Here is a 24,383-nt window from a genome sequence, read left to right as displayed (position 1 = left end):
GAAAAACTGTTGCCATCGTGGCTTCGGTGCGGATGGAGCAAGCTCAGCTCCTGCCATCCACGTTGATTTTATTGCCTTATTTCTAACTCAACTCTCAATTTGTGGCACAGATTGTATCACAGAATGTGGCACAAAGTTGCGGAAGAATTGCACCTTTACCGACTGGTCGCTCCCTTTACTTCCACTCAGTACAAAAATCAATGGTGGAGCCATCGCGGGCGGCGAAATTGCGGATCCTAAGCCCTCCGCTACCCACGATTGCGAGGTGACAAGGAAATCGAACTGTGCAAGTCTGGATACGTGGGGTTTTGAGACGGCTGATTTGTGCATGCACATTGTGCCGGTTGCGCAACGTGCCGAACGTGTCGAGACTTCACGAGCACCTTATAGAGCGTTGAATACCTGACTTGCATTGCTTGACTTGATCGTCCGCTGAATCGGCCTTCCAGCTGCTCCAACCAGTTGAGTACCTCGGCATTTACCCGCGCGACGCATCGGAAGTCTGATTGTCACGGAGGCTACCCTTGTCACGAACGTTCATCTCAGCCATTCGACTTGGCTTTACTGCCGTCATTTTCTCGGCATCTGCAGCATTCGCCCAAGAGGCCGCTCCTCCGCCGCCACCCGTGACGGTAGCGAAACCGGTCGTGCGCGACGTTATCGATGCCGATGAGTTCATTGGGCGGTTTGAAGCTGTCAATCAAGTGGCCGTCCGTTCCCGTATCGATGGTTATCTCGACCAGGTGCATTTCAAGGATGGTGCCCTGGTCAAGAAGGGTGATCCGCTTTTCACGATTGACCAGCGCCCCTATGTGACTGCGCTTGCACAGGCTCAGTCGGCGCTGGAGGTTGCCAAGACGACGCTCGACTATGCGGAAGCCCAGTACAAGCGGACGGAATCGCTCACTGGCAGCGGGACGTTGTCCGTCTCGACCCTTGACGACCAAAGGCGCGCGTTCCTGGCCGGCCAGGCCAGTGTAACCGGCGCCCAGGCTTCTGTTGACGGCGCCAAGCTCAACCTGATGTACACGGAAATTACCGCCCCCCAGGACGGACGCATCGACCGCCGGCTGATCTCTGTCGGCAATCTGGTCAATGCAAACGATACGATACTGACCACCATCGTCCAGCTCGACCCAATCGACTTTTACTTCGATGTGGACGAGCGCAATCTGCTCAACTATGCGCGCACGGCCCGTGAAAACGGTCAAATCCTGCAGGAAGGCGGTGGCGGGCTTGAAGTAACGGTTAAGCTGACCGATTCCAACGAACCGCCAGTCAAGGGAAAACTCGACTTTGCGGAAAATCGTCTTGACGCGGCGACCGGCACGATGCGGGTGCGTGCCCGGTTCGACAACCCCAATCTCATCCTGCAACCGGGGCTTTTCGGCCGCGTCGAAGTGGCCGCGTCGAACAAGTACAAGGGCATCCTCATACCTGACGATGCGATCGGCTCTGATCAGAACGAGCGGATTGTCTATGTTGTCAGCGAGGACGGTACCGTCACGCCTAAGCCGGTAAGAGTGGGGCCCACGCTCTACGGCTACCGCGTCATCCGCGAGGGCATGACTGGCGATGAGACCATTGTTGTCAACGGATTGATGCGGATTCGTCCGGGCGTAAAGGTCAAGCCGGAACTTGTGGTGCTGCCGCAGGAAGGCCCGTCTTTCGCGGGAGCCAGCCAATGAGGTTCGCGCATTTCTTCGTCGACCGGCCTATCTTCGCATCCGTTCTTTCCATCGTTCTGCTGATTGTCGGCGGCATCGCCTATACGCAGCTTCCGGTTGCGCAGTATCCAGAAATCGCTCCACCGACGATCGTCGTGCGCACCTCCTATCCTGGTGCCGATGCAGAAACCATTGCCAATGTGGTGGCGACCCCCATCGAGCAGGAAATCAACGGCGTCGAGGACATGCTGTATATGTCTTCCTATTCGACGGCCGACGGATCGATGGCACTGACAATCACTTTCAAGCTCGGCACCGACCTCGACAAGGCGCAGGTCCTTGTGCAGAACCGCGTCTCGATCGCCGAGCCCCGCCTGCCTGAAGAAGTGCGTCGTCTCGGCATAACGACGACGAAGAGTTCACCGGATCTGATGATGGTGATTCACCTTCTATCGCCGGACAATCGCTACGATCAGCTCTACGTCTCGAACTACGCCCGCTCGCGTATTCGCGACGTCCTGTTGCGGCTCGATGGCGTCGGTGATCTCACGATCTTTGGCGAACGTGAATTCTCCCTGCGCATCTGGCTCGATCCCCAAAAACTGGCGGCCTATGGTATGACGGCGAGTGATGTCGTCCAGGCCCTGCAGGAGCAGAACGTGCAGGTTTCCGGCGGTTCCATCGGCGGACCACCCGCCTCTGGAACGAATGCCTTCCAGTATACGGTGACAACCCAAGGCCGCTTCAGCGATGCGAGACAATTCCGTTATGTCATTGTCAAGGCGACGGAAAGCGGACGGCTTGTGCAGCTGCAGGATGTCGCCCGCGTCGAACTTGGCGCCAAGGACTACGTGACCAACAGCTATCTTGGCGGCAGCCCTGCGGTCGCTCTCGGCATTTTCAACCGTCCAGGCACAAATGCCTTGGCGACCGCCGACGTTATCAAAGCGACCATGGTGGACCTGGCCAAGGATTTTCCAGCTGGGCTAACCTACGACATCGTCTACAACCCCACCGAATTCATCTCGGAATCGATCAACGAGGTCTATAAGACCATTTTCGAAGCCGTAATCCTCGTTGCCCTGGTGGTGCTTGTTTTCCTGCAATCGTGGCGGACAGCCATCATCCCGATCGTCGCGATCCCGGTATCGCTAATCGGCACGTTGGCATTCCTGCTGGCTTTCGGGTTCTCGCTGAACATGTTGACGCTGTTCGGTCTGGTGCTCGCCATTGGTATCGTCGTCGACGATGCGATCGTTGTCGTCGAGAACGTCGAACGAAACCTGGCGGCGGGGATGACGCCGAAACAGGCCTCGCACGTGACGATGGATGAGGTCGGAACGGCCGTTATCGCCATCTCGCTGGTGCTGATCGCTGTTTTTGTGCCCACCGCGTTCATTCCAGGCATTACCGGTCAGTTCTATCTGCAGTTCGCCGTGACGATTGCCGTCGCAACTGCGATCTCCGCGCTCAATTCATTGACGCTTTCGCCGGCGCTGGCAGCAATCGTCCTGCGTCCCCATGAGCACGCCACGGCACCGCGAAATCCCTTGACCCGCTTCGGACGAACGCTTGCAAACGGTTTCAATACCGGGTTCGACAAGATGGCGAACGGATATTCGCGGGTTATCCGGAGCCTTGTTGGATCTGCGACAGGCTTGATAGCCAGCCTTCTGGTGTTCGTGGCTCTCCTTGGAGCTACCTGGTATATGGCGACAACTGTGCCGCGCGGCTTTATCCCCACACTGGACCAGGGTTATGCCATCGTCGTTGTCCAGTTGCCCGACGGCGCATCGCTGGAACGCACGGACGCAGTGATCAAACGCGCATCCGAGATCGTCAGGAAAGTCCCTGGCGTCAGCAATGCCGTGGCTTTTGCTGGCTTCAACGGTGCCACTTTCACAAATGCCTCAAATTCCGGCGTCGTCTTTGCACCGTTTGAACCTTTCGAGGAAAGGCTCAAACATGGCCAGACCGCCAACGCCATCATTGGCAACCTTTTTGGAAGCCTGCAAAGCATCCAGGAAGCTTTCATTATTGCCGTGCCGCCGCCCTCAATCCGCGGCGTCGGCAATTCCGGCGGCTTCAAGATGCAGCTGCTCGACCGTGATAGTTCCGATATGCGCCGGGTTCTCGCCCTCGCCTATCAGATGATGGGACAGGCCAACCAGACGCCCGGTCTCACGGGCGTCTTCACGACATTCTCGGCCTCAAGCCCGCAATACTTTCTCGAAATTGACCGCGACAAGGCGCGGGCATTGAATGTCCCGATACCGAATATCTTTGAGACATTGTCGATCAACCTTGGAACGTCTTATGTAAATGATTTCAATGCCTTCGGGCGGGTTTATCAGGTCCGTGCGCAAGCTGACCAGCCGTATCGGATGCAACGTGCAGACATTCTGGATCTGAAGGTGCGTTCGTCAACCGGGGCACTCGTGCCGCTCGGGACGCTGGTCGATATCAGGGATACGACCGGCCCATCGCTGGTGCAGCGTTACAATATGTACGTTTCGGTACCGTTGCAGGGTAACCCCGCTCCCGGCGTTTCCACGGGCGACGCGCTCGACAAGATGGAAGCCCTCGCCGCCAATACGCTGCCGCCCGGTACCACTTTCAACTGGACGGAACTCGCCTTCCAGGAACGCAGCACCGGCAACACGGCAATATTCATCTTTGGCCTGTCGGTAGTCTTCGTCTTCCTTGCACTGTCGGCGCAATATGAAAGCTGGATCCTGCCGCTGGCGATCATCCTGATTGTTCCGCTTGCCGTGCTCGCCGCGCTCATAGGCGTCAGCTTGCGAGGGATGGACAATAATATCCTGACTCAGATCGGGCTCGTGGTCCTCATCGGTCTCGCCGCAAAAAACGCGATTCTGATCGTCGAGTTTGCCCGTCAGCACGAGGAAGACGGTGCTACACCGGTGGAGGCTGCCATCGAGGCGAGCCGCTTGCGCCTGCGTCCGATCCTGATGACGGCATTCGCCTTCATCTTCGGTGTGGTCCCGCTGATGATTGCCACCGGCCCCGGCGCGGAAATGCGCCAGTCATTGGGTACGGCCGTGTTCTCCGGCATGCTTGGCGTCACCTTCTTCGGCCTGTTCCTGACGCCGGTCTTCTATGTTGCGCTCAGGTCCTTGCGGCGCAAACGGAAGCCAGTGGTGGAGGCACCAGCGCGGGGCTTTTAACAGCTCCGCGCTACATGCGCGGTCGTCCAAGCTGGAGGGGCCAAAGCGGCCGTTGAAGAGATTGCGTCCGGGTAAGATACTACTTTTGAGAAGTTTGCTGGTGCGGATAGAGGGACTCGAACCCCCACGGTCTCCCGCCAGAACCTAAATCTGGTGCGTCTACCAATTTCGCCATATCCGCAGATGGAGGCGTAACTGCACCCCAAGCGCCGGTCTCTATATCACCGTCTTTGAATGGGTCAAAGGAAAAAGGCGAGCATCGGCCAGCAATAATTCCCGGCGCATGAGTGAATGCGGGTGGTCAGTAGATCGGCTCTTCATAAAGCACATTGCCATCGTCCTTCAGCGCACGGATCTGCGCATCACCGGCGGGCGAAACGGCAATCACAGCCTCGATCTTGCGCTCCCGCTGCTGGTCTTCGATCGCCTTTCCCTGACCTTCAGGCACATAATAACGCTCAATGCCATAGGTGACGCGAAGCTGATGGTAGACGGTGGCATTGGCGAAGCTGGCTGTGCGGCCGCGCAGCTGGATCTCGCCCGCCTGCAAATCCTCGCGTCTATGCCAGGAGGCACCACCGAACGTCCAGGCGCCGTCATCGCCCTGCTTCACCGTCACATAAATATCGGCCAATCCGTCCGCGACCGGTGGGGTTCCACTGATCTTGCCCGCCTCGATGTTGGAAATGCCATAACCGAGAGTGACATAGTCACCGCGCAGCAGATCGTGTGGATCGACGGGCTCGGTCAGCAGCGTGATATCGGTGCCATTGCGCAGAATGGAGGCATGTTGTGCGACCATGGCGTAAAGCGCGCCGGACTGCAGCAGCGCCACGCCAGCGCCAAGCCAGAGGAAGCGATTCAACTTCAAAGTCATACCGTTACCTCCTTTTTTGGGCTCTTCCTCTGAAGCCGCCGCTCCATCCGGATGACGAAAGCTGCGAGCAGCAGCACGAGCACGCCCGCACTGAGGAAGAAGCTTGCCGTCCCGATCAGTGTGCCTATGGTTTCAAAGGCAAGATAGAGGACCTCAAGCGAGAAGACTGTATACGCGCTCCAGCGCACCGCCAGATTGCGGTGGCCAGAGAGTGCAAGACCTGCAATCGAACAGCCAAGAATGGCAAAGCCGATGATAACCTGATTGCCGACGCCATCGCTGAACTGGTCAAACTGGAAGAAAATCAATGCCAGGAGCAGCATCATGAAACCATAAGCGCCGATTGCCTCGGCCCAGCCTGTCAGCCGCTGCATTGCACTATTACCCAATGCGTCCGCCAGGAAGAGCGCACCGCCAAGGATGGCGGCCAGCCACAATATCCAGCTCCGGTCGAGGTCAAACCTGACGGTGAAGACATAGATGATCAGCAACAGGGCAATGAAATGCCTGGCCGCCTTCCCATTGGTGAACCAGACCAAACCGCCACAGATGAAAAGCAGGATAGGGACCAGCCAGAGATAGCTGAGCCGCTCCGTTGTGGCAGGTTCGAGCGAACAGAACAGATAGAAGCCTGTAATGGCGACACTCGCCGAGACCAGCACGGGCGAGCGGAGGAACAGCGCGGCAACCATGGTACCGGCCACCCACAGGAGTGCAGCGTCCGCGGCATCGCCCGACAGATGATACATCTGGCCGACCAGAGCAATTCCAGCACCGAAGGTAATCGCCGCTGTCAGGTAGAGGGCCTGGCTGAAGACCTTGTCGCCGCGGCTTTCCCGCCATGCCCCGCCGATATAGCCGATAAACAGCACGGACATGATGAGGCCAACACGGAGAAGACGCGGCATCGCCTCCCAATTGGCGGCGACGAGCGAAACAACGGCCGCGCCGAGAAGGACGGCGCCGAGGAGCGCGAGAATGCCGCCAAGGCCGAAACCGGAACCCCTGTTCTCTATATCGTTGCGCAGGCGTTCGGCCGTGGCGTCATCGATCAAGCCATCCTGCTGCCAGCGCGCAATATGTTTTCTTACGCCGAAGGAAATCGCCACGGGATGCTCCTGATTCGCTCTTTCGCTCTCAACTAACGCCAGAGACAGCAAGAACGCAATCATGGCCCGATTCGAGCGATTGCCGCAAAGATGACATTTGTGCGACGCAACAATTAAAATCGATTAATGTTGCAATGCAACAATTGCATAGCTGACCTGCAAACTTGGCTCTGCAACTTCTGAGGGCCATGCACTATCTTCAGTTCAACGATCAAGAGTGATCAACAAAACAACGAACCGAAGTGGTGATTGAAATGAACCTTATCCGCTCTTACAGCAACTGGCGCCGTTATCGTGACACGGTTTCCGAGCTGAACCGTCTGTCGACCCGCGAACTCAGCGATCTGGGCATTGCCCGTTCGGACATCCCGTTCGTCGCCAAGAAGTCCGCAGTACGCTAATAGCACAACAGAATATCGCCGGGGCTCATCCTCCTCCCAGAGCTCCCGCGGTCAAAGGCCGGCACTCCTCCTCCCAGCTGGCCTTTACAAAACGACACCCACCGCACCTCCTCCCGCGGTGGGTGTTGTTGTTTCTGGCCTACGCCAGGAATTTGGAGCGCTTTCGACCCTTCATTTCAGCGTGCGCCGCCAACGCCCCTCTGCTTCCATTCCGCCAAGCGCATGACATCAGGTGGCCCGCCCCCCGGCTCGAACCAGGAATCGACCACCCACAATGTACCGGAACGGTCACGGAGAACCGCAGTGAAGTGCGGATAACGCCCATCCAGGAAGCTCCCGCGCGCGTCGCGACGGCTGACGCTGTGAAAACCGAGCAGACCGGCACTCTGCAGATAGCGCAGGAAATGGTCTGTATTGGTCGATTCATCGACGCAATCCATCTGCCCCTTCTCACGCCCAGCGCCAAAATCCATTTTCGGCCGGTCGGTCACACCAATAACCTGCGTGCTGCGGCGCTCGAAGACCTGCACGGCGCGGCGGACAGCGGCTCGTTCCGCTTCGGCGGATTTGCGGCCATCCGCCATTATCGAGGCGATTTTGGCGCGGTCCGCTCCCGTCAGCGTCACCTTTGTTTGAAAATTGCAGCCATAGCCGTGACAAACGCGAAAGGTTTGCGCTCGCGCCATTGACGCAGTGCCACACAGGACAGCAAAGAGGAGCAGCGGCAGAGTACTTGATCCAGTGATGCGCATGGCAGAAACTCTAGCAAGGGCTATCGCTCAAGCCTACCGAATTTACATCTTATGGTTTCTCGTCATTGACTGACCGCCGGGCTGGAAACGCCCTCCGCCCAGCCCTACATTCCAATTCCGCCTCAGATTCCCAGGAGTACGTTCCATGCAAAAACGTCGACTTGGCCGCACTGGCCTATCCATCGCGCCATTGGTTTTTGGCGGAAATGTCTTCGGCTGGACCGCCGGCAAGAAGACTTCATTCGATCTGCTCGACCGTTTCGCCGATGCCGGCTTCAACGCCATCGATACGGCCGATGCCTACTCCCGCTGGGTTCCAGGCAACGAGGGTGGCGAATCCGAGGTGATCATTGGCGAATGGGTTAAATCACGCAAGGCGCGCGACAAGGTGGTGATCATCACCAAGGTCGGCTCGGATATGGGGCAAGGCAAGAAAGACCTTTCCGCCGCCTATATTGCCAAGGCCGTAGAAGCCTCGCTGAAGCGTCTTCAGGTTGACGCGATCGATCTTTACCTCTCGCATTGGCCTGATCCCGATACACCCTACGCGGAAACGCTTGGCGCCTACGACAAACTGTTGAAGGCGGGCAAGATCAAATCGATCGGCGCCTCCAATCTCGATGCGGATCAGCTGCGCGGGGCGCTGGATGTGTCCAACGCAAAGGGCTTGCCACGCTATGACGTGCTGCAGCCGGAATACAATCTCTATGACCGCAAGAGCTATGACGGCAAACTGCGCGATCTCTGCATGGCAGAAGATATTGGCGTCATCACCTATTTCAGCCTCGCCAGGGGCTTCCTCTCCGGTAAATATCGCAGCGAAGCCGATCTCGGAAAAAGCGCTCGCGGTGGCGGGGTAAAGGATTACCTCAACCCGCGCGGCTGCGGCATTCTGGGTGCGCTGGACGCGGTGTCTGCCAGGCACAAGGCCAAGCAAGCGGAGGTCGCCCTGGCGTGGATCATTCAGCGCGAAGGCGTCACGGCACCAATCGCCAGCGCAACCTCGCTGGAACAGCTGGAGAGCCTGATCAAGGCCGCATCGCTTGAGCTGGACAAGAACGACATCGCCGAGCTCGACAAGGCCAGCGCCTGAACACGCTTGTAGACTAAAGAGCCGCTGCAGCGTGCCTGCGGCGGCTTTTCCACGTTGAAGCATGGCTTCAAAGGGTTTATGGGAAGCCTATGTCGAACAAACCTGTACACATCATTGGCGGCGGTCTCGCCGGTTCCGAAGCCTCCTGGCAGCTTGCGGAAGCTGGCATTCCCGTCATCCTGCATGAAATGCGTCCCGTTCGCGGCACCGATGCGCACAAGACGCAAGATCTGGCGGAGCTCGTCTGCTCCAATTCTTTCCGCTCGGACGATGCGCAGACGAATGCGGTCGGGGTACTGCATGCGGAAATGCGCCTCGCTAACTCACTGATCATGGCTTCCGCCGATGCCCATCAGGTTCCGGCCGGCAGCGCGCTTGCCGTCGACCGCGATGGTTTCGCGCAAACGGTGACGAAAAAGCTTGAAGCCCATCCACTGATCACCATCGAGCGGGAGGAAATCACCGGCCTGCCACCGGCGGAGTGGGACAAGGCCATCATCGCCACCGGCCCGCTGACGGCGCCATCACTCGCCGAAGCCATTGGCAAGGAAACCGGTGCCGACGCCCTCGCCTTCTTCGACGCGATCGCGCCGATCGTGCATTACGATTCGATTGACATGAATGTCTGCTGGTTCCAGTCGCGCTACGACAAGGTTGGCCCGGGCGGCAATGGCAAGGACTATATCAACTGCCCGATGACCAGGGAGCAGTACGAGGCTTTCGTCCAGGCGCTGATTGCGGGTGACAAGACAGAGTTCAAGGAATGGGAGGGCACGCCCTATTTCGACGGCTGCCTGCCGATTGAGGTGATGGCCGAACGCGGGGTGGAAACCCTGCGGCATGGCCCAATGAAGCCGATGGGCCTGACCAACGCCCACAATCCCACCGTCAAGGCCTATGCGGTGGTTCAGCTGCGGCAGGACAATGCGCTTGGCACGCTCTACAATATGGTTGGTTTCCAGACCAAGCTGAAATACGGCGCGCAGACCGGCATCTTTCGCATGATACCGGGATTGGAGAATGCGGAATTCGCCCGGCTCGGCGGTCTGCACCGCAATACCTATCTGAATTCCCCGATCCTGCTTGATCCGACCTTGCAGCTGAAAAGCCGCCCTGGCCTCCGCTTTGCCGGCCAGATCACCGGCTGCGAAGGCTATGTCGAGTCTGCCGCCATCGGCCTGCTCGCCGGGCGCTTTGCCGCGGCGGAACGTCTCGGCCAAGCTGTCACGCCACCGCCACTGACAACAGCTTTCGGTGCGTTGCTCGGGCACATAACTGGCGGCCATATCGTTACCGACGAGGAGCCGGGCAAGCGGTCCTTCCAGCCGATGAATGTCAATTATGGCCTGTTCCCGCCCATCGAAGCACCGAAGTTCGAGGGAAAACGGCTGCGCGGCAAGGAAAAGTCCAACGCCAAGAAACGCGCCATGAGTGCGCGAGCCCTGGCCGACTGCCGTTCCTGGCTGGGTCTGCCTGCAATCGCCGAAGCTGCCGAATAGGTCTACCGTACCGATGCCTTGAACATTGCCCATTGGCGGCCGAGTGGCGAGATATCGGCAACTTCATTGGCGGCATCAGACCGGTTGGATTTGAGCTTTTTCAGATAGGTACGAGTGAGTGAGGCCGGTAGATAGGCTGGACGCAGGGTTGCCGGTAAAGACTTTGCGGCCGCCTCGAACTTGGAAAGGTGGTCCTCGGCAAGTGCCACCATCGCATCGATTGCACGCCGCGTGGCTGCCTTGTCCGAGCCATCCAGCACCATGGCCGCACTTGCCCCGACAGCGGCGAGTATGTCCGCCGGGATGTAGACCTGGCGGCGGCGGCGATGCAGCGGCAACAACCGCAACAATCCTGCCACTGCCTGCGCGACACCTGCGTGCCCGGCCGTATCTGCGTGTGCGGGAGCAGCATCCGCATCAAGAATCAGCGACGCCAGCTGGATCATCGCTGATGCTGTCTCGCCGCAATAGCCTTCCAGATCGTTGCGGCTTGGCATCGGATCGTCATAGAGATCGAAAATCCGCGCCTCGCAATAATTGTCGAGCGCCGTTCGCGGCAGACCATGCGCCTTCACAGTATGGAGCAGTGCAGCGGCAACCGGATTGCCGGTCGCAGCGCCGTGCTCTTTGCCATTGATAAGATCACGCCACCACTGCAGCCGGACCTCTCCCGGAAGCGGATCGTGGACCAGATCGCGGATGCGGGCTACTTCCGCATTGAACGCATACAGCGCGGCCAAGGCCCCGCGCTTGTCTTCCGGTGCATAAAGCACGGAGAGATAACGGTCAGGATCCGCATCCCGCAGGAATTGCATGCAGTGGGTTTCGTTGGCGTTCATGGGGGTGAGATATCGCGCCGCGCCGAATTATTCCACCGCAATCAGCGCTGCGGCGACAGCGCGATCTTCCGCCAGCAGAACATTGTAGGTTCGCACCGCCGCGCCCGTGCTCATCGGATCGGACGATATGCGGTGCTTACGCAGCTCATCGCGCAGTTCCTGCGGCAACCGGCGTAATTCCGTTCCTGTTCCGACGAGCAATATTTCGATGTCGGCGGCCTGCTCCAGCACAAGCGACAAATCGGCGGCCGTCAGAATGGGTGGCGTTTTTGGCTCCCAGCCATGAATGCCCGAAGGCAGACAGAGAATGGACCCGCGATGCGACATGTCGGCAAAGCGAAATCCACCGTTTCCATAGGCATCGATAGGCGCCCGCCCAGGGAAATGGGCGTCCCGGATTTCAATGCCTTTGGCCATTGTCTAAACTCCGTTTTGCTCGGAAACCGCCGCCGTCGATCCGTTGTCGATCACATCATGGCCCTTGAGCCCGAACAGCATCAACAGCGGCCCTGCCACGAAGATCGAGGAATAGGTTGCGACGACAATGCCAACTGCAAGGATAAGCGCAAAAGATCGCACATCGTCACCGCCGTAGACATAGAGAACGATGAGCGCCAGGAACGTCGCAAGCGAGGTCAAAATAGTACGCGACAGGGTCTGGTTGATGGAAGCGTCGAGTATGGCCGACAATGACATGCCGCTCCCGTGCCGCCGCAGGTTCTCGCGCACGCGGTCATAGATGACCACCGTATCGTTGAGTGAGTAGCCAACGATCGCAAGCAAGGCGGCTATGCTCCACAGGTTGAACTCCATCTGGAAGAGAACGAACATGCCAAGGAGCAGCACCACATCGTGGATGGTAGCCAGGATCGCACCCAGCGCGAAGTGCCACTCGAACCGGAACCACACATAGACAAAGATCGCGATCAGCGAAAGTGCGACGGCCAGTGCTCCAGCCTGCGACAAACCACTCGATACTGAAGGGCCGATCACATCGACACGCCGGAAATCATAATCATCCTGCAATTCGCCGCGAATCTTGACGCCGACCGTCTGTTCGGCGTTCTCGCCCTCGCCTTGGCTGCCCACGGTGATCAACGCCCGGTCGTCAGATTTGAAAGGCTCGATCTTGACTTCACCGATGTTCAGTTCATCAAGCCGGCTATAGACATCGTCAAGATCAATCGCGCCTTCATGCGATTGTATCTCGACCATCGTTCCCCCCTTGAAATCGATGCCGAAGTTCATGCCGACAATCGCGAACAGCGCGATGGCTGCAATACTCGACAGTGCGGAGAAGCCCAGTGTCAGGCCGCGCAATTTCATGAATGGTATTTCGGTGTCGTTCGGAACAAGCTTGAGCGGCGCGCGGGGAACTTCCTTCGGCTTCGAACGCTGCACCCACACCGAAATGAGCCAACGCGTCAGGGTGAACGTCGTGAACAGCGTCGTAACGATACCGATGGTCACTGTCAGGGCAAAGCCGTGTACCGGTCCACTGCCGAGAATGAATAGCACGAGAGCAGCGATCAGTGTGGTGACATTGGCATCCACAATCGTTGCCAGGGCGCGGGAAAATCCGGAATCGATGGCCTGTATGACCGAGAAGCCAGCGCGCCTGTCTTCGCGGATGCGCTCATAAATGAGAACATTCGAATCGACCGCCATGCCGATCGTCAGCACGATACCAGCAACCCCGGCCAGCGTCAGAGGCGCGCCGAACAGTGTCAAAACCGCGAGGATAAGGATCACATTGACGACGAGGGCGATACTGGCGATCACGCCAAGGAACCCGTACGTCAACAGCATGAAGAGAATAACGAGGCCCGCACCGATAATGGCAGCGATTTTTCCGGATACAACAGCCGCCGCACCAAGATCCGTGCCAATCGTTCGCTCTTCGATCACCGTGACATCTGTTGGCAAAGCTCCGGCCCGCATGACGAGTGCCAGGTTACTGGCGCCCGACAGATCGAAATTGCCGGAAATCTGGCCCGTATTGCCCGGAATGGCTTCGCTGATAACCGGAGCCGAAAGTACCTGATTGTCGAGAACGATGGCAAAGGATTGACCGACGCCCGCCTTGGTCGCCTTCGAGAAACGGTCGGCGCCGATACTGTCCAGCCTGAAGGTAATAACCGGCTGCTGGGTCGCGGTATCGATACCGGCCTGTGCATCGACGAAATTCTTGTTTGAAACCAGGGGTTCTTTCTTGACCAGATAGGCAACGGGAGGGTCATCAAAGGAATAGACCACCTCGTCGCCTTCCGGCGGCGCACCATCGATAGCCTGCTGCACCGGTACAGAAGGGTCGACCATCTGGAAGCTGAGTTCACCCGTCAGACTCAATATGTCTTTGAGCAACTGGGAATCGTAGAGTCCCGGCACCTCGACGAGCACACGGCCATTTCGCTGGCTCACGACATGGGGATTTATATAGCCAAGCTCGCTGAGGCGGCGGCTGAGGACTGCGATCGTCGCGTCAGTGTCCGGCAAGTGGTCCTTGTCCACCTGCAGGCCTATGCGCGAACCGCCCTCCAGGTCCAAGCCCAGCGCCAGCTGTTTCTTCGGCAGCCAATCTGGCAAGTTCACCAGTTGGTCCTGAGTGAAGACATTTGGCAGCGCCAGGATCAGGCCTGCGAGGACCACAGCCCAGATGAGTACAGTTTTCCAGCGGCTAAAATACAGCATACGGTTCCGGCCCTCGAACCTAGAATCAACAGGGCGGCTCCATGGCCGCCCCGCAACTATGCCTTATTTCTTGTTGTCGGCAACCGGTTCGCCCTTGACCCGGACGTCGGCGACCATGCCGCGCAACACCCGCGCCTTTACGCCGTCACCGATTTCAACGTCGAGTTCGCCTGTGTCTTCATAAACTTTGGTCACCTTGGCGATGAAGCCACCGCCCGTTATGATCGTATCGCCGCGACGGATATTCTTCAGCTGCTCCTCGCGCTTCTTCGCTGCCGTACGCTGCGGGCGGATGATCAGAAAATACATGATCACGAAGATCAGGATGAATGGCAGGATGCTCATGAGCATTTCCGGTGCGCCACCGGCACCCGTTGCCTGTGCATATGCGGGAGTTACGAACATAGAGACAACCTCCAGAGAACAAATTTGAATGAACCAGCCTGCGCAATACAATGTTTGGACTGTCAAAAGCAACCGTACAAAACTGCGTGTGCTGCTTTTCGATTTACCGTCAACATGATAGTGACACCACGCATACAAAAACGAAGGCTTGATGCGAATGTCCGAGGAATTGCTCACAGATAAACTTGACCGTCTGATTGCAGTGCTGGAGCGCATGGCTCCACCCAAGCCACAACCGGTCAGGCTGGACGTGGCGGATTGCTTTGTCTGGAATCCGGATCGCCTCGCGTTCGATCCGGTCAGCAAGGTCAACCGCGTCGATATCTCCCTGATCCGCGGTGTCGACACCGTTCGCGACATCCTCTTTGATAACACCAAGCGGTTCGCCGACGGTCTGCAAGCCAATAATGTGCTCCTGTGGGGAGCACGCGGCATGGGAAAGTCATCGCTCGTCAAGGCCGTCCATGCGTCTGTCAACAGTGGCACCCCAGCCGGTGACCATCCGCTCAAACTGGTCGAAATCCATCGGGAGGATATTGACAGCCTCCCTGCCCTGATGGCGGCCATCAAGGACACGGATTATCGCTTCATCCTGTTTTGCGATGACCTTTCCTTCGACCATGACGACACGTCCTACAAGTCCCTGAAGGCAGCGCTGGAAGGCGGCGTCGAAGGACGGCCCGACAATGTGATCTTCTATGCCACGTCGAACCGCCGGCATCTCCTGCCGCGGGACATGATTGAGAACGAACGCTCGACCGCGATCAACCCATCTGAAGCCGTCGAGGAAAAGGTCTCGCTCTCGGATCGTTTTGGTCTCTGGCTCGGGTTCCACAAGTGCAGCCAGGACGATTATCTGTCGATGATCGACGGCTATGCGGCCCATTTCGACCTGGCCGTGGAAAAATCCCGGCTCCATGCGCAAGCGCTGGAATGGTCGACCACGCGCGGATCGCGTTCTGGCCGTGTTGCCTGGCAGTTCACCCAGGATCTTGCGGGCCGTCTCGGCAAGAAACTATGAAAACAACAAAAGCCCCCACCTTCCGGCGCGGGCTTTTGTGCATTCTCTGATCGATCAGGATTCGAGGTATTTCGACGGATCGACCGGTGTCGAATTCTTGCGAACCTCGAAGTGCAACTTCGGCGTCGTAGCGTTGCCGGTCATACCGGAACGTCCGAGCTCTTCGCCACGCTTGACCTTCTGGCCGCGCTGAACGTTGAGCTTGCTGGCATTGCCGTAAACGGTAACCAGACCATTGTCGTGGCGTACCAGAACCGTATTGCCAAATTCCTTGAGACCATCGCCGGAGTAGATGACAACGCCGTTTTCAGCGGCTTTGATCGGCGTGCCTTCCGGTACCGAGATATCGATACCATCACTGCCCTTGCCGTAATTGGCAACGACACGGCCACGAACCGGCCAGCGCATCCCCGAGACACCCGTCGCGGAAGGTGCGGCAGCAACATCCTTTTCGGCTTCATCGATCACCTTTTCGCTGGCCTGGGGCGGCGTATAAGGCTTGGCTTGGGTATCCGCCTGCGGCGCTGCCGCAGCGGTCGCGGCCTGTGTGGCGGCATTGGCCACAACCTTTGGCTGCTCAGCTGGTGGTGTCGATGCTGTCTTGACCTGATCGACCGCGCCCTTCGGCTTCATGTTATTGGCGACATTCTGCGCCAGCGCCGCATTGGATGGAGGGATGATCAGCGACTGGCCGATACGAACGGTGCCGTCCTTCATATTGTTCGCCTGCTTGATCGCCTCGACATTGCTGCCGGTCTTGCGCGAGATCGCATGCAGTGTATCGCCGCTCTGCACGGTATAGGAACCGCCACTGCTTGGCGGCGTCATGTTCTTTGCCGTGGTTGCCGGCGTCGCCGACGGGGCGGCCTGCTTTTCCTTCACCTGCGGTGTCTGCGGCAAGACCGCGACTTCGTTTGAAGGCGCCCGGGCAGGAGCTGGCTTTGCCGGCATCTTGGCCTCGCGCCCATCCGGAGTCTTCAAAGTGCCGGAGTTTGCACCAAGTGGTGCAGCCTGCATCGACTGGGTGGACTCAGCGGAAGCAACCTGCTGCTGCCGCAATGGCGCCGCGCTTGCAACCGGCGCCAACGCTGGACGCGACGGCTGCGACGATACCGGCGGGAGGGCCGATGCGCTTGCTGCGCCAACCGGCGGCAGGCTGCCGCGCTGGACACCCCCGGATTGCACCGCACCACGATTGACCGAGGCGGTATAGGTTGAATCGACCGGCGGCGTATAAGGCTGCGGCCCGTTGTTCTGTGTCTGCATGATTGACCGCTGGTTATCGCTGTAGCCGGAGCTGAAATCCGCGCTGGTGAAGCGCTGCACGCCCGAGCTGCAACCTGCAGCCACGCCGGCAATTGTGAGAATAGCGGCATTCAGAGCCAGCCGCCGTGACGCTTTGTCTAGTGTACTCAAACGCATCGCATATCCCGCCCGTACTCAATACAAGAATATTGGGAGCATTAGATCGCGTTAATGTTACTCGACCGTTAAAAGGCGAATAAAATTTGTAAAAAATTCACCAAACTCTTAAACCGTTGCAACTTTAGAGCGCGGCGGCAACCCCTTCCAAAAGCGGCAGGAAACGCACCGGCATCATGTCCTGCCGCTCGAAGCGGCTGCCGATTTTCGAAAGACGCGCGATCACCTGCCTGCCATCGAGCGGGCCGATTGGCGCCACCATCACGCCGTTGGAAGACAGCAGGTCGACGAACGGGCGCGGCATGCTTTCAAAGGCACCCCAGACGATAATGCGATCGAAGGGACCATCATGTGCCAAGCCATGCCTGCCATCGGCGTGCTTGATGAAACTGTTCTCTATCTTCAAAGCCTGTAGGCGCTGCTGGGCAATTTCAACAAGGGTTCGATAGCGCTCGAGCGAGAGCACACGACCGGCAAGACGCGCCATGACAGCTGCGGTAAAGCCTGTACCCGTGCCGATTTCGAGCACGCGATGCGTGGGCTCCAGCTCGAGCGTCTTGATGAGCTGCGCTTGCAGATCCAGTCCTTCCATGAACTCGCCGCACTCGATTGGCAGCATGCCTTCGCCATAAGCCACATTGCCCAGATTGCCGTTGACGAATGTCATGCGCGGTGTCGCCTCGAAGGCGGCCATCAGTCGCTGGTCGGTAAGGCCGAGCGAGCGCATGCGAAGAACAAAAGCGGCAAATCCTTCACGTTCCGAGAGTGCGGGCTTCATGCGAACGCATTCTCCAAGGTTGCACGCATCTCATGTGCGGTCAGGTCAAGCTGCAGTGGCGTGATCGAAATATGGTTGCTGCGGATCGCCGCTACGTCGCTGTTCTCCGCAGGCACATCCTTGCCGCGGCCATAGCGCAGCCAGTAGTAAGGCAGGCCACGCCCGTCGTGGCGTTCCTCGATGGTGAGGCCATGTGAGAGCTTGCCCTGCGCCGTCACACGCGTTCCTGCTATTTCCGAAGCCGCACAACTCGGAAAATTGATATTGATGAGCACACCCTTTGCCAGCTCGACACCAAGCAGCTTCTTCAAAAGCGCCGGTGCCCGTTCCTCGACAACCTCCCAAGGCAGAATGCGGGTGCCGCCGTCGAGGTTGTATTCCTGCGAAAGGGCGATGGATTTGATGCCAAGCAGCGTGCCCTCGATCGCACCGGCAACCGTGCCGGAATATGTAACGTCATCAGCCATGTTCGAACCGGAATTGACACCGGAGATGATAAGGTCAGGAGCCTGCGGCATCAGGTGCTTGACCCCCATGATCACGCAGTCGGTCGGCGTCCCGCGCACGGCATAGTGCCGCTCGTCGATCTTGCGCAGCCGCAACGGATTGGAGAGTGTCAGCGAATGCGCCAGACCGCTTTGGTCGGTTTCCGGTGCAATCACCCAGATATCGTCAGACAGCTGGCGGGCAATGCGTTCAAGCACGCTCAGACCTTCCGCATGAATACCATCATCGTTGGTCAAGAGAATGCGCATTGCCCTACCCCTTAAATTCAAGCTGCTTTTTCAATCCGCTTCAGTCCACCCATATAGGGCACGAGTGCATCAGGAACTGTGACACTGCCGTCTTCATTCTGATAATTTTCGACGACGGCAATCAATGCGCGTCCAACGGCGACACCGGAACCGTTGAGTGTATGAACGAAACGCGTCGACTTCTCGCCTTCCGGCCGGTAGCGCGCATTCATGCGGCGTGCCTGAAAGTCGCCGCAGACCGAACAGCTGGAGATTTCGCGATAGGCCTTCTGGCCGGGCAGCCAGACTTCGAGATCATAGGTCTTTTGTGCACCAAAGCCCATGTCACCCGTGCAAAGCGTCATCGTGCGGAAGGAAAGATCGAGCCGCTTCAGCACTTCTTCCGCACAGGCCGTCATGCGCACATGCTCTTCGATGGAACGCTCGGCATCGGTGATCGATACGAGCTCGACCTTCATGAACTGATGCTGGCGCAGCATGCCGCGCGTGTCACGGCCGGCAGAACCGGCTTCCGAGCGGAAGCATGCGGTTAGAGCAGTCATGCGGATCGGCAGGTCACGAATATCGAGGATTTCCTCACGCACCAGATTGGTCAGCGGGACCTCAGCAGTGGGAATGAGGTACCGGCCATCGCTGGTCTGGAACAGGTCCTCGGCGAATTTTGGCAACTGGCCCGTACCGTAAAGCACATCGTCGTTGACCAGCAGTGGCGGGCTGACCTCGGTATAGCCATGCTCGGTCGTGTGCAGGTCGAGCATGAACTGTCCAAGAGCGCGCTCCAGCCGAGCCAACTGACTTTTCAGAACCGTAAAGCGGCTGCCCGAGAGCTTCGCCGCCCGCTCGAAGTCCATGTAACCAAGCTTCTCACCGATCTCGAAATGCTCTTTTGGCTCGAAGGCAAAGTTCTTCAAAGCGCCAACGCGCCGTGTCTCGACGTTGGCGGCTTCATCCTTGCCGACAGGCACGCTTTCCAGCGGCACGTTCGGCAGCACCGACAGCGCATCGTTCAACGCGCGGTCGAGCTGGCGCTCTTCCTCTTCGGCGGATTGCAGGAACAGCTTGATCTCGGCGACTTCCTCCTTGAGACGGTCGGCTGTCGCCTGGTCCTTTGCGCCCATCGCTTTGCCAATCTCTTTCGAGGCGGCATTGCGGCGTTCCTGTGCTTCCTGCAGCTTGGCGATGTGCTGACGGCGCTTTTCGTCAAGCTCGATCAGCCGGGATGATGCCGGCTCGACGCCCCGTTTGGCCAGAGCTGCGTCAAGCGCTTGCGGATTCTCGCGGATCCATTTGATATCGAGCATGGGAATAAAGCCGTATTGGAGTGAATTGGTTGACTAAGGGCGCGAGGCGCCCGGCGAAATCTGAGGCGTCAGGAAGAGGAGATTTCGCTGGACTCCGATTGCGCTTCGGCATCGGCCGCCGCACGCTTCTTCTCGACCAGACGCGCCATCCAGATGGAAATCTCGTAGAGAATGATCGTCGGGAGCGCAAGACCGATCTGGCTGACCGGGTCCGGCGGCGTAATGACTGCAGCGACGATGAAGGCGATGACGATAGCGTATTTGCGCTTCGACTTCAGCCCTTCATACCCGACGAGGCCAACGCGCGCCAGCAACGTCGTGACCACCGGCAGCTGGAAAACCAATCCGAAGGCAAAAATCAGCGTCATGATGAGACTGAGGTATTCGGACACCTTCGGCAGCAGCGAAATCTGCACTTCACCGGCAACCCCCTGCTGCTGCATGGCGAGGAAGAACCACATGACCATCGGCGTGAAGAAGAAATATACCAGCGCACCGCCCAGGAGGAAAAGGATCGGCGATGCAATCAGGAATGGCAGAAACGCCATGCGCTCGTTGCGATACAGACCCGGAGCCACGAATTTGTAGATCTGCGACGCAATCACCGGGAACGCCAGCACCAGACCGCCAAACATGGCGACCTTCACTTGGGTGAAGAAGAACTCCTGCGGTGCGGTGTAGATCAGCTGCGCCTTGGCCGGGTCAAAACCTGCCCAGCCAACAGCCCATTGATAGGGAATGACAAGCAGATTGAACAGTTGCTTGCCATAGTGGAAGCAACCGAGGAACGCGATGAAAAACGCAACCAGCGCCCAGATCAGACGCCGGCGCAATTCAATCAGATGATCGATCAGCGGCGCCGAACTCTTGTCGATATCGTCATCGATCTTGTTCAAGATTGTATCCCCGTATCGCCAGCCCTCTTCCGCGGCTTCGCCGTGCTTTTTGCCGGTGCCTTTGCCGGCTTTGCATCAGCTACCGCAGCCGGCTTTGCGGTCTTCTTGGCTGCTGCTGTCTTTTTAGCAGCCGGAGCCTTTGGCTCTGTCGCTTCGGCTGCGGTCGTGGTCGCGGCGGCCGCAGGGGTGGTTGACGACAATGGTTCCATGACCTGCGGTTGCAACTGCGCGGCGCCGGGCGCTTCTGGGTCCGGAACAGCAACATTTTCCTTCGCGGTTGACGTCGCATCTTTCAGGCTTGAACGGATTTCCTCGCCAATCGTCCGCACCGGATCGAACACCTTGCGGATATCGCTGCGTGGATCAAGGCTCTTGGCATCTTTGATGATATCGCGGACATCGTCGAGTTCAGCCTCCTTGAGGGCTTCGTCGAACTGCCGCCGGAACTCACCGGCGGTGGCGCGAAACTTCGTCGTCGCCTTGCCAAATGCGCGCAGCATTTTCGGCAAATCCTTCGGACCGACCACCACGATCAGGACGATCACGATAACCAGGATTTCCGACCAACCAACTTCAAACATCCATCATGCTCCAGCCACAACGCGGCAACGGGACCGCGCGCAGGACAAGACTAATTCTTGTCATTCAAGACTTTGTCGTCTTTTCCTTGACTGAATTCACCGGCTGGCTCGTCTGATTGTCAATCGTCTTGGAATCATCGGCGGCGGCGGCATCATCATCGCTCATGCCGCTCTTGAAGTTCTTGATGCCCTTGGCAACATCGCCCATGAGTTCCGGAATCTTGCCGCGACCGAACAGCAGAAGCACGACAGCGAGCACGATAAGCCAGTGCCAAATTGAAAAACTACCCATTTCATTCCTCACATTCGCCCAACAGTTTGGGCTGATCTATGCCTTTTTCCCGTGCTTTTCAAACACAAGTATATTCTGCTCTTTCACATTCATGTAAACGCCGCGCAAGTCCGAAGTGAAGACTCCGGCAGGAATTCTTCCGCCACGGTTTCTTTACGCCACCATTGCGCACAAAAGTAGGCAAGAAACCTTGTCTCAATCATGTTCTATACGGGGAGTCAAAAGACCGAGTTCTTCAAGGTCAATGTCCGTCAGCGGATCCTCATCCTCGGTCAATTCATCCGGATCGTTCGCCGGCACCGGAATGGCAAAGTTGGCCGGCATGCGTGCTGAAAGCAATCCAGCTCCGCGCAACTCGTCAATGCCCGGCAGATCGCGCACTTCCTGCAGGCCAAAATGATCCAGGAACGAAGCGGTTGTGCCATAGGTTATGGGGCGGCCCGGTGTGCGCCGGCGCCCGCGAAATTTGATCCAGCCCGTCTCCATCAATACATCGAGCGTACCTTTGGACGTCTCCACGCCGCGAATATCTTCCAGCTCCGCGCGGGTAACCGGCTGGTGATAGGCGATGATTGCCAGGACTTCCAGCGCCGCTCGCGAAAGCTTCTTCTGCTGTGAAGCCTCGCGATTCATCAGGAAGGCCAGATCCGCCGCAGTGCGGAATGCCCATGCACCGCCAACCTGCCGAAGATTGATGCCGCGCTTGGAATAGATTTCCTGCAATTCTCCAAGCAGCGCCGCAACGTCAACACCGGATGGCAGGCGCTCCTGCAGCGCCTTTTCGCTCACTGGTTCGGCCGATGCGAACAAAATGGCCTCAGCCATGCGCAATGCCTCTGAAAGAGAAAGCGACGAGTTCCAGTTTTCAGCCGATGATTCAAATTCATCGTTCTCGATCTCGAACTGGTCCTGCATGGAATCAGCCATTGACCATGTCCTCAATTGGCGCAACCGGCAGTTCCGCCAATCTTGCGGGCCTGTTGCGGAGGTATATCGGGTCGAACGCACCCGTCTGGCGGATTTCGAGATGGCCCTCCCGAACCATTTCCAGGCTGGCGGCAAAAGAACTGGCAAGCGCCGTGGCTCGCTCCGCCGGAGAAACGATATATTCCAGCAGATATTGATCGAGCGCCGTCCAGTCCTTCGTCTCGCCCACCAGCCGCATCAGGATCGTGCGCGCATCCTTGAGCGACCAAACGCTGCGCCGTGCAATCTGCACTTGCGAAACCGCCCGTTTCTGGCGTTGTGAGGCATAGGCAGTCAAAAGCTCGTAAAGTGTCGCTGAGTATGTATTGGTCTGATCGACGATGACCGCCTCAGGCATGCCCCGCACGAAAACATCGCGGCCAAGCCTGTTGCGATTGATCAGTTTGGTCGCCGCATCGCGCATGGCCTCCAACCGCTTCAGTCGGAATTGCAGCGTTGCCGCGAGTTCCTCGCCGCTCTCGCCTTCTTCACCAGGAGCCTTGGGTATCAGCAGCTTTGATTTCAAATAGGCGAGCCACGCGGCCATCACCAGGTAATCGGCCGCCAGCTCAAGCCTCAGGGCCTGCGCCTGACGGATGAAGACGAGATACTGTTCGACAAGCGCGAGCACGGAAATGCGCGCAAGATCGACCCGCTGATTGCGGGCAAGATGCAGCAGAAGATCAAGCGGACCTTCGAAACCCTTGATATCTATGACCAGCGAGGGCTCGCTGAGACCGCGATCAGACGGGCTTTCCCACAGCACCTCCATCGGCGTCGTGCTCTTCCCATTGGTCTTTTGCTCGCTCGCAGCCAAATTCTTCTCGCCTTTATGCCACCGCCTCGAAGGTGCGCTGGAATTCTTCCCGGAGCTCTTCCTCATTGGAGGTGTCCGGCTCTTTTCTGTAATCTATCGCTCGCGACGCCCGTTCGAGCGCCTTACCCTCGAGTTCTGGCGTGCACGATGCGACCGCTCTCATTTGGTCCATGATACCGTGGCAATGAAGCACGATATCGAGTCCCGCCGCAAAGATTGCTTTGGTTCGATCAAAATAATCCCCAGAAAGTGCGTTCATGGAGATGTCATCGCTCATCAGCAGCCCGTCGAAGCCTATATAGCCGCGAATGATCTCTTCCACCACCTTACCCGATGTCGTGGCCGGGTTCTTCGGATCGACAGCCGAGAAGATCACATGCGCGCTCATCGCCATCGGGAGGTGCGCCAAAGCGCGGAATGGCGCAAAATCATGCTCCGCCAGCTCTTCCAGCGGCGTCGCGACCGTTGGCAACGCATGATGGGTGTCGGCAAACGCACGGCCGTGGCCCGGCATATGCTTCATCACTGGCAGCATACCGCCGGCAAGCAGACCTTCTGCCGCCGCACGCCCCATTGCGGTCACGATTTCCGGATGCTTGCCATAAGCCCGTGTCCCGATCACATCATTTGCCCCCTCAACCGGCACATCCAGCACCGGCAGGCAATCCACATTGATGCCGAGCTTGAGCAGATCGAAGGCGTGGAGACGTGACATGACCCATGCAGCACGCAGGCCTTTCTCTTCGTCCTCCCGGTAAAGCGCACCCAGCGCCGATCCTGAAGGATAGTTCTGTACCAGCGGAGGACGCAGCCGTTGCACGCGTCCGCCTTCCTGATCGATCAGCACAAGCGCGTCGTCACGATCGACCAGATCGCGCAGATGCGCGCACAGATCCTCGATCTGTGCGGGTTCGCTGACATTGCGGGCAAACAGAATAAAACCCCATGGACGCTCGTCGCGGAAGAACGCGATTTCATCGGGGGTCAGTTTCAAACCGGTGGTTCCGGCAATCCATGCTTTTGATTCGCTCAT

General features: G+C 58.1%; 23 protein-coding genes and 1 tRNA gene. 6 read left to right on the top strand and 18 right to left on the bottom strand.

Annotation, left to right across the window (positions count from 1 at the left end):
• Positions 1-524: 524 nt before the first annotated feature.
• Positions 525-1,688 carry an efflux RND transporter periplasmic adaptor subunit gene (locus CU103_RS06785; RefSeq protein WP_106663134.1) on the top strand — a complete coding sequence of 388 codons (1,164 nt, stop codon included), beginning with the start codon at positions 525-527 and terminating at the stop codon, positions 1,686-1,688.
• Positions 1,685-4,855, top strand: a complete 3,171-nt coding sequence (locus CU103_RS06780; RefSeq protein ID WP_106663133.1) for an efflux RND transporter permease subunit — start codon at positions 1,685-1,687, stop codon at positions 4,853-4,855. The genes CU103_RS06785 and CU103_RS06780 overlap by 4 nt, the downstream gene beginning before the upstream one ends.
• 98 nt (positions 4,856-4,953) lie before the next feature.
• Here CU103_RS06780 and CU103_RS06775 read toward each other — a convergent pair.
• The 3 genes from CU103_RS06775 to CU103_RS06765 all read right to left on the bottom strand — a co-directional run bounded on the left by CU103_RS06775 (position 4,954) and on the right by CU103_RS06765 (position 6,841).
• A tRNA-Leu gene (locus tag CU103_RS06775) sits at positions 4,954-5,036 on the bottom strand.
• Positions 5,037-5,156: 120 nt separating this feature from the next.
• On the bottom strand, positions 5,157-5,732 hold the full coding sequence (locus tag CU103_RS06770) for a GDYXXLXY domain-containing protein (protein WP_106663132.1): 576 nt from the start codon (positions 5,730-5,732) through the stop codon (positions 5,157-5,159).
• Entirely contained in the window at positions 5,729-6,841 is a 1,113-nt protein-coding gene (locus tag CU103_RS06765) for a DUF2157 domain-containing protein (RefSeq protein ID WP_162707283.1), read from the bottom strand. Before CU103_RS06765 ends, CU103_RS06770 begins: the two co-directional genes overlap by 4 nt.
• Before the next feature lie 254 nt (positions 6,842-7,095).
• On the opposite strand from CU103_RS06765, the gene CU103_RS06760 reads away from it, so the two are divergent.
• Positions 7,096-7,242 (top strand): DUF1127 domain-containing protein, encoded by a 147-nt coding sequence (locus CU103_RS06760; protein WP_100001090.1) that lies wholly within the window; start codon positions 7,096-7,098, stop codon positions 7,240-7,242.
• 176 nt (positions 7,243-7,418) lie between these two features.
• Here CU103_RS06760 and CU103_RS06755 read toward each other — a convergent pair whose 3' ends face one another.
• On the bottom strand, positions 7,419-7,994 hold the full coding sequence (locus tag CU103_RS06755) for a hypothetical protein (protein ID WP_245448638.1): 576 nt from the start codon (positions 7,992-7,994) through the stop codon (positions 7,419-7,421).
• Positions 7,995-8,139: 145 nt separating this feature from the next.
• Between CU103_RS06755 and CU103_RS06750 the strand changes: the two genes are divergently transcribed.
• On the top strand, positions 8,140-9,087 hold the full coding sequence (locus tag CU103_RS06750; protein WP_106663130.1) for an aldo/keto reductase: 948 nt from the start codon (positions 8,140-8,142) through the stop codon (positions 9,085-9,087).
• An 89-nt stretch (positions 9,088-9,176) separates the two neighbouring features.
• The gene (gene trmFO / locus CU103_RS06745) at positions 9,177-10,586 is read left to right on the top strand and encodes a methylenetetrahydrofolate--tRNA-(uracil(54)-C(5))-methyltransferase (FADH(2)-oxidizing) TrmFO (RefSeq protein WP_106663129.1); all 1,410 of its coding nucleotides are present in this window, start codon (positions 9,177-9,179) and stop codon (positions 10,584-10,586) included.
• Between the two features lie 2 nt (positions 10,587-10,588).
• Here trmFO and CU103_RS06740 read toward each other — a convergent pair whose 3' ends face one another.
• The 4 genes from CU103_RS06740 to yajC form a co-directional block, all read right to left on the bottom strand.
• Positions 10,589-11,425 carry a phytoene/squalene synthase family protein gene (locus CU103_RS06740; RefSeq protein WP_106663128.1) on the bottom strand — a complete coding sequence of 279 codons (837 nt, stop codon included), beginning with the start codon at positions 11,423-11,425 and terminating at the stop codon, positions 10,589-10,591.
• 27 nt (positions 11,426-11,452) lie between these two features.
• Positions 11,453-11,842: an Mth938-like domain-containing protein gene (locus CU103_RS06735; protein ID WP_106663127.1), complete on the bottom strand. Its 390-nt coding sequence runs from the start codon at positions 11,840-11,842 to the stop codon at positions 11,453-11,455.
• Between the two features lie 3 nt (positions 11,843-11,845).
• Positions 11,846-14,116, bottom strand: coding sequence for a protein translocase subunit SecD (gene secD / locus CU103_RS06730; RefSeq protein ID WP_106663126.1), 2,271 nt, complete (start codon positions 14,114-14,116; stop codon positions 11,846-11,848).
• A gap of 63 nt (positions 14,117-14,179) precedes the next feature.
• Positions 14,180-14,521 carry a preprotein translocase subunit YajC gene (yajC, locus tag CU103_RS06725; protein WP_106663125.1) on the bottom strand — a complete coding sequence of 114 codons (342 nt, stop codon included), beginning with the start codon at positions 14,519-14,521 and terminating at the stop codon, positions 14,180-14,182.
• A 157-nt stretch (positions 14,522-14,678) separates the two neighbouring features.
• Between yajC and CU103_RS06720 the strand changes: the two genes are divergently transcribed.
• On the top strand, positions 14,679-15,542 hold the full coding sequence (locus CU103_RS06720) for an ATP-binding protein (protein WP_106663345.1): 864 nt from the start codon (positions 14,679-14,681) through the stop codon (positions 15,540-15,542).
• A 54-nt stretch (positions 15,543-15,596) separates the two neighbouring features.
• Here the strand turns inward: CU103_RS06720 and CU103_RS06715 are convergent, their stop codons facing one another.
• The 10 genes from CU103_RS06715 to nagZ form a co-directional block, all read right to left on the bottom strand.
• Positions 15,597-16,964 (bottom strand): M23 family metallopeptidase, encoded by a 1,368-nt coding sequence (locus CU103_RS06715; protein ID WP_106663124.1) that lies wholly within the window; start codon positions 16,962-16,964, stop codon positions 15,597-15,599.
• Positions 16,965-17,088: 124 nt separating this feature from the next.
• The gene (locus CU103_RS06710) at positions 17,089-17,742 is read right to left on the bottom strand and encodes a protein-L-isoaspartate(D-aspartate) O-methyltransferase (protein ID WP_106663123.1); all 654 of its coding nucleotides are present in this window, start codon (positions 17,740-17,742) and stop codon (positions 17,089-17,091) included.
• Positions 17,739-18,497: a 5'/3'-nucleotidase SurE gene (gene surE, locus CU103_RS06705; protein WP_106663122.1), complete on the bottom strand. Its 759-nt coding sequence runs from the start codon at positions 18,495-18,497 to the stop codon at positions 17,739-17,741. The genes CU103_RS06710 and surE overlap by 4 nt, the downstream gene beginning before the upstream one ends.
• 17 nt (positions 18,498-18,514) lie before the next feature.
• Entirely contained in the window at positions 18,515-19,798 is a 1,284-nt protein-coding gene (gene serS, locus CU103_RS06700; RefSeq protein WP_106663121.1) for a serine--tRNA ligase, read from the bottom strand.
• A 68-nt stretch (positions 19,799-19,866) separates the two neighbouring features.
• Positions 19,867-20,694: a twin-arginine translocase subunit TatC gene (tatC, locus tag CU103_RS06695; RefSeq protein WP_106663120.1), complete on the bottom strand. Its 828-nt coding sequence runs from the start codon at positions 20,692-20,694 to the stop codon at positions 19,867-19,869.
• Positions 20,691-21,275 (bottom strand): Sec-independent protein translocase protein TatB, encoded by a 585-nt coding sequence (gene tatB, locus CU103_RS06690; RefSeq protein WP_106663119.1) that lies wholly within the window; start codon positions 21,273-21,275, stop codon positions 20,691-20,693. The genes tatC and tatB overlap by 4 nt, the downstream gene beginning before the upstream one ends.
• A 64-nt stretch (positions 21,276-21,339) precedes the next feature.
• Positions 21,340-21,567, bottom strand: coding sequence for a twin-arginine translocase TatA/TatE family subunit (locus CU103_RS06685; RefSeq protein WP_106663118.1), 228 nt, complete (start codon positions 21,565-21,567; stop codon positions 21,340-21,342).
• Positions 21,568-21,762: 195 nt separating this feature from the next.
• Positions 21,763-22,494 (bottom strand): SMC-Scp complex subunit ScpB, encoded by a 732-nt coding sequence (gene scpB, locus CU103_RS06680; RefSeq protein ID WP_106663117.1) that lies wholly within the window; start codon positions 22,492-22,494, stop codon positions 21,763-21,765.
• Positions 22,487-23,350 (bottom strand): segregation and condensation protein A, encoded by an 864-nt coding sequence (locus CU103_RS06675; RefSeq protein ID WP_106663116.1) that lies wholly within the window; start codon positions 23,348-23,350, stop codon positions 22,487-22,489. The genes scpB and CU103_RS06675 overlap by 8 nt, the downstream gene beginning before the upstream one ends.
• Positions 23,351-23,363: 13 nt before the next feature.
• Positions 23,364-24,383, bottom strand: a complete 1,020-nt coding sequence (gene nagZ / locus CU103_RS06670; RefSeq protein WP_106663115.1) for a beta-N-acetylhexosaminidase — start codon at positions 24,381-24,383, stop codon at positions 23,364-23,366.

It is taken from the genome of Phyllobacterium sophorae (genome assembly GCF_003010965.1).
GTDB lineage: Bacteria > Pseudomonadota > Alphaproteobacteria > Rhizobiales > Rhizobiaceae > Phyllobacterium > Phyllobacterium sophorae.
Note: the sequence above shows the minus strand (reverse complement) of the source record. Positions and strands in the feature narration are given on the sequence as shown.